The organism is Terriglobia bacterium, from assembly GCA_036496425.1.
Classification (GTDB): Bacteria; Acidobacteriota; Terriglobia; order 20CM-2-55-15; family 20CM-2-55-15; genus 20CM-2-55-15.
The window spans coordinates 1-10,229 of record DASXLG010000259.1 but is presented as its reverse complement, the minus strand read 5'-3'; the positions used below and the strand labels follow the sequence as shown (position 1 = coordinate 10,229).

8 protein-coding genes are annotated in these 10,229 nt (G+C 57.9%); 2 read left to right on the top strand and 6 right to left on the bottom strand.

Annotated elements, in window-relative coordinates:
• Both VGK48_18905 and VGK48_18900 read right to left on the bottom strand, forming a co-directional pair.
• Positions 1-681 (bottom strand): hypothetical protein (locus VGK48_18905; GenBank protein ID HEY2383250.1); only part of this gene is annotated, 681 nt, incomplete at its 3' end.
• Positions 674-2,083, bottom strand: coding sequence for a radical SAM protein (locus VGK48_18900; GenBank protein ID HEY2383249.1), 1,410 nt, complete (start codon positions 2,081-2,083; stop codon positions 674-676). The genes VGK48_18900 and VGK48_18905, both read right to left, overlap by 8 nt.
• Positions 2,084-2,148: 65 nt before the next feature.
• Between VGK48_18900 and VGK48_18895 the strand changes: the two genes are divergently transcribed.
• Complete coding sequence (locus VGK48_18895; protein HEY2383248.1) at positions 2,149-3,096, top strand: sulfotransferase domain-containing protein; 948 nt, start codon at positions 2,149-2,151, stop codon at positions 3,094-3,096.
• 227 nt (positions 3,097-3,323) lie between these two features.
• Here VGK48_18895 and VGK48_18890 read toward each other — a convergent pair whose 3' ends face one another.
• From VGK48_18890 to VGK48_18875, 4 genes are read right to left on the bottom strand one after another with little or no spacing between them, the layout of a single operon-like run.
• Complete coding sequence (locus tag VGK48_18890) at positions 3,324-4,337, bottom strand: radical SAM protein (GenBank protein HEY2383247.1); 1,014 nt, start codon at positions 4,335-4,337, stop codon at positions 3,324-3,326.
• Between the two features lie 10 nt (positions 4,338-4,347).
• Complete coding sequence (locus VGK48_18885) at positions 4,348-5,823, bottom strand: radical SAM protein (GenBank protein ID HEY2383246.1); 1,476 nt, start codon at positions 5,821-5,823, stop codon at positions 4,348-4,350.
• Positions 5,820-7,307, bottom strand: a complete 1,488-nt coding sequence (locus VGK48_18880; protein ID HEY2383245.1) for a radical SAM protein — start codon at positions 7,305-7,307, stop codon at positions 5,820-5,822. The genes VGK48_18885 and VGK48_18880 overlap by 4 nt, the downstream gene beginning before the upstream one ends.
• A 14-nt stretch (positions 7,308-7,321) precedes the next feature.
• Positions 7,322-8,086 carry a class I SAM-dependent methyltransferase gene (locus VGK48_18875; protein ID HEY2383244.1) on the bottom strand — a complete coding sequence of 255 codons (765 nt, stop codon included), beginning with the start codon at positions 8,084-8,086 and terminating at the stop codon, positions 7,322-7,324.
• Positions 8,087-8,272: 186 nt separating this feature from the next.
• Here VGK48_18875 and VGK48_18870 point away from each other — a divergent pair, with 186 nt between their 5' ends.
• Positions 8,273-10,195: a glycosyltransferase family 1 protein gene (locus VGK48_18870; GenBank protein ID HEY2383243.1), complete on the top strand. Its 1,923-nt coding sequence runs from the start codon at positions 8,273-8,275 to the stop codon at positions 10,193-10,195.
• Positions 10,196-10,229 lie beyond the last annotated feature (34 nt).

Below are 10,229 nucleotides of genomic sequence, written 5' to 3'. Positions count from 1 at the left end.
AACGCCGGCTGCCAGCAGCGCAACCGTTTCCTTCCATTGGCGCCGAAGTGAAAACACCAGCACGATCGGAACGGCGAGCAGAGCGCCCTTGGAGAACGTCAGCACCGTCGCGCACCAGAGCAGAAAGACGGCAGCCACCCGGAGATAAGGACGAAACGAACTCCACCACACGATCGGCAACGACATGGTGAAGTAGGCGGCAGCCGTGTTCGGATATTCGAATGATCCGCTCAAGCGCTGGACCTGCCCGATGTAAAACTCTTCCATCCTGAACAGCCGCGGAAGGCCGAAGCCGGCGTACTCCGCCAGCCCGTATAGCGCTGCGGCCGCCGATGCGATAACCCACGTCTTCGAGATGAGCTTCTCCGAAGCCGATGCGCGCACGATCGCGAGAAGAAGCAGACCAGCCGTAAACCGAACTGCGCCCTTCATCGCATTGGCGTGAAATTCCGGCGCCATGAGCGCCACCATCCACTGGATCGTCACGAAAACCGCTGCCGCCTGGACCAGGCGGTCGCGAATCAACGCATCACGATTTCGAATCAACAGTGGGATGCACGCAAGTGCCAGCGCGGCAAACGTCCACTGGAGATTCGAAAGTCCGAGCAGCTTCAATCGAACCTCAAATGGAATCTGAACAATCACGGCTGCAAGCAGCAGCCTCCACAACCAATCAGGCATGAGAACGGTAGAAGGACGCGGCGTCCACGGCGGCAACACCGAGACGGGCCACCGAAGCCTTGGCGGATTCCAGAGCAATCCTTCCGTATGGACGCTTGTTCATCCGCCACATTTTGTCGACATTGACTTCCTTCACCAGCCAGCGGGCCGCGAACCAGTAATAAAGACGGGGATATTTCCCTTTGAATAACAGCTTGTTCTGATTTCTCGAAGACCAGTTCTCGTCGGGCATCAGCCGTTTTTCGACGCGTTGATAAAACTGTGTGCCCTTGATGGGGAATGCCACCGAGGTGCCGACGACATCCGGCCGCGTTTCTTTCAGAAAATCGATCGTCATCTGGATGTCGTTTGTGGTTTCGTCCGGATATCCCAGCAGAATAAAAAAGCCCGCCTGTATCCCCAGCTCCTGGGTGATGCGCGCCGCCTGGCGCACCTGAAAGACGGTGGTTTCCTTCTGCATACTGTCGAGAATCTTCTGAGACCCCGACTCCGCGCCGTACCAGATCCGGAAACAGCCTGTTTCACGCAGCCCCTTCAACACCTCGCGGTCCACCAGATCGACGCGCGACAGGCACTCATACGGATGCTGCGCGTTGCGCGCTTTCACTTCGGCAACAAATTCCCGTGTCCATTTCTTGTTGATCGTGAGCACGTCGTCGGAGATCCACATGATGTCCGGGTTGTAACGCTCTTTCAGCATCAGCATCTCGTCGACAACATCCTTCGGAGACCGCTGACGGTGCGTGTGGCCGAACACTTCGCTCGAACACCACGCGCAGTGGAAGGGACATCCCCTTGCGGTAATCAACGAAACGGAGCTTTCGCCGTGATGCGATTTCCAGGCATGGAAATATTCGTCCATGTTGAGGACGTCACGGTCGGGCCACGGCAGGGAGTCCAGATCCGTGATGGCCGGCCGCGGCGGAGTCCGATGGACGCGGCCGTTTTTCGGAAATATGATGCCGCGGACGCTTTCAAGACCGGCGAGTCCCTTCTGCTGCAGCCAGGGAATCAGTTCTTCGAGGGTCTGCTCGCCTTCGTTCGTGCCGATGACGTCGACGCCGTTCGCGAAGTATCGCTCGCACCATTCCGACGCGTCGGGACCGCCCACGACCACAAATTCAACACCGTTCGCTTTCGCAATCCCCGCCAGGCGAAAAACGTTCTCGCGGGTAATGATGTTTGCATAGAGCCCGACAATGCGCGGTTTTATGCGCCGAACCACGGCTGCAAAGTCTTCAAAATCCCGGAAGGTCGAATCGAAAACTTCAACTCCGAAGCCTGCACGCTTCAAATACGACGAAAGGTACAGAATTCCAAGCGGTGGATACGGTTTCATGACACGCCGCTCAATGATGTCGTATTTGAGAAAATAGGCGTGGCCGAGCAGAATATCGGTCATCCGAACTCCAAGGGGGTGGAGCCTCAGTCTACCGGTTCGACGCAGAAACGGCAACAAGGTGATATATGATCCGGCTCATGGGTGGCGGCCGGGCGCCGAATTTCTTTATCGCGGGGACCGGCAAGGCCGGCACAACCTCGCTGTATCACTATCTTCGGCAGCATCCACAGATTTACATGAGCCCCGTGAAGGAGCCCTGCTATTTCGCATCGGAGGTCCGGCTCGATAATCTCTCGGAGACACATCGGAGATATATCGGGCTAAGATCGCGGGAACAGGCGGACCGGCCGCCCGGATGGCTGTTCTCCACCTGGCAGGAATATCTGGAACTCTTTCGAGGAGTCCGGGACGAGATCGCCCTCGGCGAGGCATCCGTGATCTATCTGTGGTCGGAGACGGCGCCCGCAAACATCGCGGCCCGGATCCCGGACGCGAAAATCATCATCATGCTGCGCGATCCCGCGGAGCGCGCCTTTTCTCAATATCTGCACCAGGCCGCCGTGGGCCTCATTCACTGCTCGTTCCGCGAGCACATCGAAGCGTGCTTAAGGAATCGCGACCGGACGATTTCGGCCCATTACCCGCTGCTCGAGATCGGTTTGTATGAGGAGCAGGTGAAGCGCTATCTGGAACGCTTCCCGAGAGAAAATATTCGCATCTACTGGTACGAGGAGCACTGGAAACAGCCGCAACGGCTGCTTGCCGACATTTTCCAGTTCCTGGGTGTGGATCCGGAGTTTCGTCCGGATACATCGCGGAAGAAGCTTGAACGGCAGGCGCCGAGATTTCCGTTCGCTTACCACCTGGCGATGCGCCTGGATATGACGCATCAGATTGGCCGGGCGATTCCCGAAAACCTGCAACTCGCCCTGCGCCGGCTGCTTTTCAGGCGCGGCGCGTCGCTGAAGATGGAAGCGGCCGATCGCGGGCTTCTCGTTGAGTACTACAGGAACGATATTCAGCGTCTCGGATCGCTTCTGCAGCGCGATCTCACGGCGTGGCTTGAAACGTGAAATTGAGTAACATTCCCCTCCGTTTTCAAGGAGGGGTGCCCGAGCGATCAAATCGTTAGAACGCGAGGGTGGGGTGGTTGTTAACGAACCGCGAAGCGCTCCTTTCTTGTTTGAAGTTACTAACCGCCCCGTCTGCACGCGATTCTGGAATCTTTGATGCGCGCAGCCACCCCGCCTTGGAACGGCGGGGAATGTCGCTCAATCGATATTTCGCTGATTAGTTAGTGCTACATTCGCAAAAACTCAGCCACACCCAGCGATCTGCTGCAGACGCAGCGCTCGCATGTGGCATCGGTGCTTACGTTCAAGTTGCGGCGGAAACTCAACGCCGCTTCTTCATTGACGGTTCGAAAATCGCCGATCACGGGCTGGAAGAAACATCCGCGCATCCTGCCCGTCGTTTCGATGACCATCGACATCCACGGCGCATTGCAGCTCACAGCCGGCAGCTCGCCCTCGCCCCTCAGAGCGCGAAAGTATTGAGCAATCCGATTCAGTCTCTCTACACCGCCCTCTACGAAACCATCGCTGTAGTCGAGCCCTCGAAGGGCATCCGTCATTTCGAGCAAGTCCTCGCCGTCCGGCTGAATGGCCTCCGCATCCGCCGGACCGTGCAGGTCCCTGGCGAAAGCCGGGCTGCCGAGGTCGGCCCCAAGAAACGAAATGCAATCGAACCCCATGGCGCGAGCAGCCTCCACCAGCTGCGGCAACCGTCGGACATTGGCTTTCTGAAGGGTGCAGCGGGCGACGATCTTCGGGCGCCTGCGCAGTGTGTTCAGGATTTCGAGAGTGGACGCCAGACGCTCGAATCCGTCGACACCGCGAATCCGGCGGTAAGACTCGCGGTCATGGCCGTCAAACGAAATATAAAATTCCGAAACGCCCTGCAGCGCGCGCGAACCGCACGAACTCAGGGCCAGCCCGTTGCTGATGACGCAAACCTTCCCGGCAATATCGCGAAACTTGCGCACGGCTTCCGCAAACGAGGGATGAAGCGCCGGCTCTCCGCCGGACAGCAGGATCTGCCTCGGATGCCATTTCCCGAGGTTCTGATACAACTCCTCAAGGAGCTCGCCGGACATCTGCCGTTCGGCCGGAATCTTCAGCGCTTCATTGTTCTTCCAGATCGAGCAGGTCACACATCGGCTGTCGCAGACATTGTTGAGATAGACAATGATGATCGGCAGAACCTGAAGACGATGCGACCTTTGCTGCAGCTTGAACTTGATTGGATCCAGCAAGGCGCGCAAATCAGAACCCTTCGATTTCCGGCTGGCGATAGCGGAACAGCCGGTTTGCCACCAGACGGATTTCCCACGGCGCTTTGTAGAAACCGGCTTTGTACCGCCACCCGCCAAGGGTTTTGAGAATGCCCGTCTGCCAGGTTTTCAGTTTGATGTCTGAAACGGTCGGGAAGCGCGCATTCAAAACGCGCTCGAAATTGAAGATTTTCTCGAAGTGCCGCGGCTTGAGCCAGGGCGTCAGCGGATATTTCCGCAGATCGAACGCCGTCCACTTCGGATCGAGCCATTCTTCCAGCTGCTCGGGAAATGTGAAGCCGTGCTCCCGGGCTTTCTGCAGAAGGTCGGCATCGTCGAAGAAAACCGGCGAGAACACATAGATAACGATTTCGCTCTTCGGATTGATTTCCTTGATGCGCCGGATGTAGCGGATATCGCGATCGATCTGGCCATCGACATCATCAGATGGTGTCCCCAGCACAAACGAAAACTCCGGAATGATATCGAAAGCCTTCGCGCGCGCCGCGATCTCAAGCACTGTGTCTGGTGTCTGGGTGCCGCCTTTGTCCATCAATTCGAGGACGTTCTCCGAGCTCGACTCGGCGCCGAAGAAAATCATTTTGCAGCCGGATTCGCGCATCGTTCGCCAAGTCGCGTCGGAATACAGCATCAGCGTGTCGGGGCGGGCCTCGCCCCACCATCCAATTCCGTGCCCCATGAGCCCGGACGCGATTTCGAGCGTCCTTTTCTCGGCAACGAAAAAGTTATTATCAATGAATTCCACCGCGTTGACGCCGTACTTCGCTTTGAACATCAGTACTTCAGCGACGACATCACGCGCCGTCTTTCCCGTCCAGCGTCCCTTGTAGATTGCGGCAACGGCGCAAAAACCGCAGAGAAACGGGCATCCAAAACTCGAGTGGTAGCTCATGGTCCTCGAGCCCAGATACGTCTTGCCGATATACCGTTTCACATCGACGCGATGGTAGGGTACCGGCGGCAGAGTGTTCGGGTCCGTGACCGGCCGTTTGGAATTGTGGATGATCTCGCTGCCGCGCCGGAACGAAAGACCGGGAATACCGCCCACGTCCGCGCCGTTTTCGAGAGCGTCGATCAGTTCGACAAAGGACAGCTCGCCCTGGCCGCGGATGACAAAATCCACGAACCCCGATTGCAACACCGCATTCGTATGCAGAGACGGGAAATAGCCCCCCCAGATAATCTGAAGCCGCGGAAACATTTTTTTCAGGTTGCGAGTGACCGGCATCGCCTGAAGCAGCTGCGGACCGGGCATGACGGTGACTCCGAGATACCGCGCGCCGCTCTCGCGGATCGTCCGGACGAGCTTCGCCTCCAGGTCCGGCTCGAAATTACCGTCCACGATCTGATAGGGATAGCGGTCTTCGAGAAGCGATCCCAGCGACAGGAGCGATATCGGGAGGCGGTGTTTCCACTTCGCGCTCCGGGGTTGGACGAGAACGATCACGACTGCACGATGTGCGTCCGGACGTTGTGGAGCCCGAGCGCATTTTTCGCGAAGCTGAGGCCCTTCAACGCCCACAACTCCAGCGGCAGGCTATAGCGATGCGCATCCAGGCGCGCCCGCGCGAGCGGTCCCAGCACGCGGTTTGCGGCGTTTCGCAGGGAAGACCGGCGGCGCACGCCATCCATGCCGTAGCCAATCCGGATGTAATCGCGCATGCGTTGAATCTGCCGGTGGCGCTTCTCGTCGATCCAGGGCAGGCGCTGGAACTTCGGATAGAACTCGGCCCATTCCTCGAGCGATTGCGGCTCTCTCAGGCCCAGGCTCAGGGCCCGCTTGAAATTCGGAGCACCTGGATATGGGGTGTAGATGTTGCTGTGAAATTCGGTGTTCGGAAACTTCGACTTGATGTCGCGAATCAAGGCGAGTGTCTGGCGTTGGTCGGCATCCGTTTCATCGGGCAGTGCGAAGATGAGTGAAAACGTGCAGCGGATATTGGCGTGGTGACATTTTTCAGCGACTTCATGGAGCACTTTCGTGCCTTGGAAGCGCACCTTATTCACCGACGCCAGAACATCGTCGGACCCGGACTCAGCGCCGATGAAGACGCGGCACAAGCCGCCTTTCCGCATCAATTTCAACTCTTCGTCGCTGGATCGAATCAGAAAATTTGCAGTTGTCTGGATGCACCAGTTGAACTTGACGCCGGACTCGATCAGACCTGCGGCGATGTCGATGCCGCGCTGCCGGTCGACCAGGAAGTTGTCGTCCACAATCGAGACCAGATCCAGACGAAAGCGCCGCACCACATCGACCAGCTCTTCGACCACCCGCGCCGCGGGCAGCGCATTCCAGGCACGGCCATAGAGGCTGGCATTCGAACAAAACGAACAGTCATAAGGGCAGCCGTGACTCGACGCGTAATAGACCCATCGGCTTCCCGAAAGTCTCGCGTATGGCTCGATGTCGACCAGGTGATACGCCTTCGCCGGGAGCTCCGATATGTTCACCGTCCGCCGCCCGGGATTATGAATGACCTGGCCTTCACTATCCCGGTAAGAGCAGCCTTCGACGCCTTCGAGAGTCCGGCCGGAAACAAGCCGGTCCAGAATTTCGCCGAACGTCAATTCACCCTGCCCGCGGACTATCACATCGATGTAAGGCGCCCGCAGACTCTGTTCGGCGAGAGTCGAGGGGTGCCAGCCGCCGAGAATGACAGGGACATCCGGGCGGACCGCCTTAATGGCTTTGGCGACTTCGATCGCCTCGACAATCATCGGGCCGGTCACGATGGATATCCCGACGCAGACGGCATCGTTGAGCTGGCCGACAATGCGTTCACAGTAGTCCGGCTGCGTGGTCGAGTCGACGACCTCCACTTTCAAGCCGCGCTGTTCTGCAATCGGCGCCAGCGCAAGCAACGCCAGCGGCGGAGCGCACTCCACGCTGCGATAGGAGGGGAAAAACAGGATGACTTTCTTTTCCATCTTTTCCTTCCCGGCTAACTCTCGAACACGATCAACGGAAACTGCGCGATGCGCCTGCCCGACAGCCTGGCATAAATTTCTTCATATTTACGGCGCCAGCCGGGCCACACTGGTTCGACTCGGACCTTGAGATTCTGTTGAGCCGCCAATTCCGCAATCATGCCGAACGTCAAGTATCGCGCCTGGCGCGATAGAGTTTCCGCGATCCCATATTTCTGCTGAAATTCCTCGACGCGCTCGGCAATCATGCGCTCTCCTTCCGCAGGGTCTTCATAAACAGGCGTATCCATGATGATGATCATTCCGCCGGGGGGGACCACTCTCGTGAATTCAGCGAGAGCGGCACGGAAATCGGCGGCATAGTGAAATGCCGCGTTTATCGCGACCAGTCTAATCCTGCCGGAGGCAAAGGGCAACCGGTCCAGCGGCGAGCGGATCCGCAAAAACCTCGCCCCTTCATCGATGAACTTCTGGCCGGCACCCAAGCCATCGATTTTACTGGTGTTTACGTCGACCGCGATCGCATCGAAACCCCAACGGTCCAGATAGCGCGTCATCCAGCAATTTCCGGCGCCGACGTCGACGGCCATTCCCCGCTCCACTCGTGTCGCGATCGTTTCGAACGCGCGAAACGTTCTTTGACGGATTTCCCAAATGTCCTGATGTCTTTTCGGATGGCACGGAAGGTCGAGATCGTCGTCTCCCCATTGCTCATCGGCGCGAACACTTTCATACGCCTCCAGGAACGGCTGAACCGCGCGTTCCTGATCTTTCGTCATGAAATTCAGAATCCCCTCGAATTCGCGCAAAACGAACCCGCACGAGCATGGGGGACGGACGGGCAGCGTCCGGCGGCACTCAGGACAAAGGAGAAGCGGCTCGCCATCAGACATGGGGGCCTATTATAGGGAAAATGTTGTAGACTGGCCCTCCACCCCCCGCGAAAGAAGGTTTCGCATTTCCGCATGAGAATTGCCTTTGACGGCACCGTTCTGCACGGACGCAAATCCGGTGTCGGGTATTACTGCGAAGAATTGCTCAAGGCGATGCTGGCGGCGAACCACGAGGACCAGTTCCACGTTTTCTCGCATCTGCCGTTGAATCTTCATTTCCCGTCGTCGAATGGCAACCTGAAGTTCACCAACTCCGTCCACTGCCCGATTCGCGCGGTATATCTTCACGCGCTCCTGCCGAGAGTCCTGGACAAAGTCCAACCGGACATCTGCCACTACACGAATTTCCTGGCGCCGATTGCCGAAGAGCGGCCTTACGTGGTGACCATCCACGACATGGGACTGGAAACGTTGCGCGATGCGCATCCGTTGGCAAAGCGGCTCTACACGAAACGCCTGGTTCCTCACGTTGCCCGCAAGGCCCGCCTGATCATCACAAACTCGGAATATTCGAAGTGGCAGATCGTGAGGTACCTCGCAATACCGGAGGATCGTATCCGGGTTACTCCGCTGGCGGCCGGACCCGAATTCAAACCCGTCCCGGTCCGGCCTGACGCGCCCTATTTCCTCTATGTGGGAAATCTCGAGCCGCGGAAGAATCTCCTCCGGCTGGTCGAAGCTTTCGCGCGAATTCCCCAGAAAGACCATCAGCTTGTCATCGCCGGAAACCGCTGGTATCACGGAGAAGAAGCCGAGCAGAGAGCCCGCTCGCTCGGCCTGGATGGCCGCGTGAAGTTTCTCGGCTATGTACCGCGCGAAGACCTGCCGGCCTTGTTCAGCGGCGCTACGGCATTCGTCTATCCGTCGTTATTGGAGGGCTTCGGTCTGCCGATCGTCGAAGCAATGGCCTGCGGCACCCCCGTTATCACGTCGAACAACTCGTCCATGAAGGAAATCGGTGAAGGGGCGGCGGTGCTGGTCGATCCGCGCGACACACAGGACATGACAGAAGCGATGGCGCGTGTTGCGGAAGATGGTGCGTTTCGCCGGGAGTTGTCAAATCGCGGAATCAACCGCGCTGCGGAATTCTCGTGGGCACAGACGGCGCGATTGACGCTCGATGTATACCGTGAAGCCCATCGCGCGCCGCTATCGAACCCGGGCCGGACGCCCGCGCCGGCGAACCGGGAACTCGAGGCTGGAATCCATAAAGCAATCCGGTACGCCGAGCTGTTCCAATACCCCCTGCGCCGCGATGAAATCCGCGAACGGCTGCTTGAACTGAGCGTGGATGAGCTTACGTTACAGGCATCCGTTGAGAAGCTGCAGTATGAACCCAGGGCGGAATTGCTGGCGTTGCGCGCGCAGCGCGAAAAAACGAGTGACCGCGCCATCGCGGAGGTCTCTTCGCATCTGCGTACGCTGGCATCGTTTCCATTTGTTCGGATGATCGCATTCTCGGGCGCCACGGCACACCGCAACATGAGTACATCCGAAGACATCGATCTCTTCATGATTGCCGAGGATGGAAAGTTGTGGGCCGTCTTCTTGATTGCTGTGTTGTGGGCAAAGGCGAAGGGCTTGCGAAAAAGGCTCTGCATGAATTACGTCATCAGCGACGCAGCGCTGCCCCTGTTCGAACACGACGCCTTTACAGCGCAGCAGGCGGCGGCGTTGAAGCCGGTCTACGGCAAGAATGTTTACGACGGTTTCATTGAGGCGAATCCCTTCATCAGGCGCATGCTGCCGAATTTCGAAGCCGCGAAACACCGCGACTGTTATGAAGAAATTCAGCAGCGCCGGAGCAAGCGAGTTCTGGAGAAAGTACTTCGTTTTGGAGTAATTCAGATTGTGGAGCGTTTAAGCCGCGCTGTGTTGAAGCGTCACCTTGAACATAAGATGAACTCCGATTCGGACGTTGTCCTCGACCCGCTCCGGCTCAAACTCCATTTGAAAAGCCACAAACGCGACCTGCTGCAACACCTGGAAAACTAGGGGGAAGGAACACAAGAAGCACAAGAGGCACAAG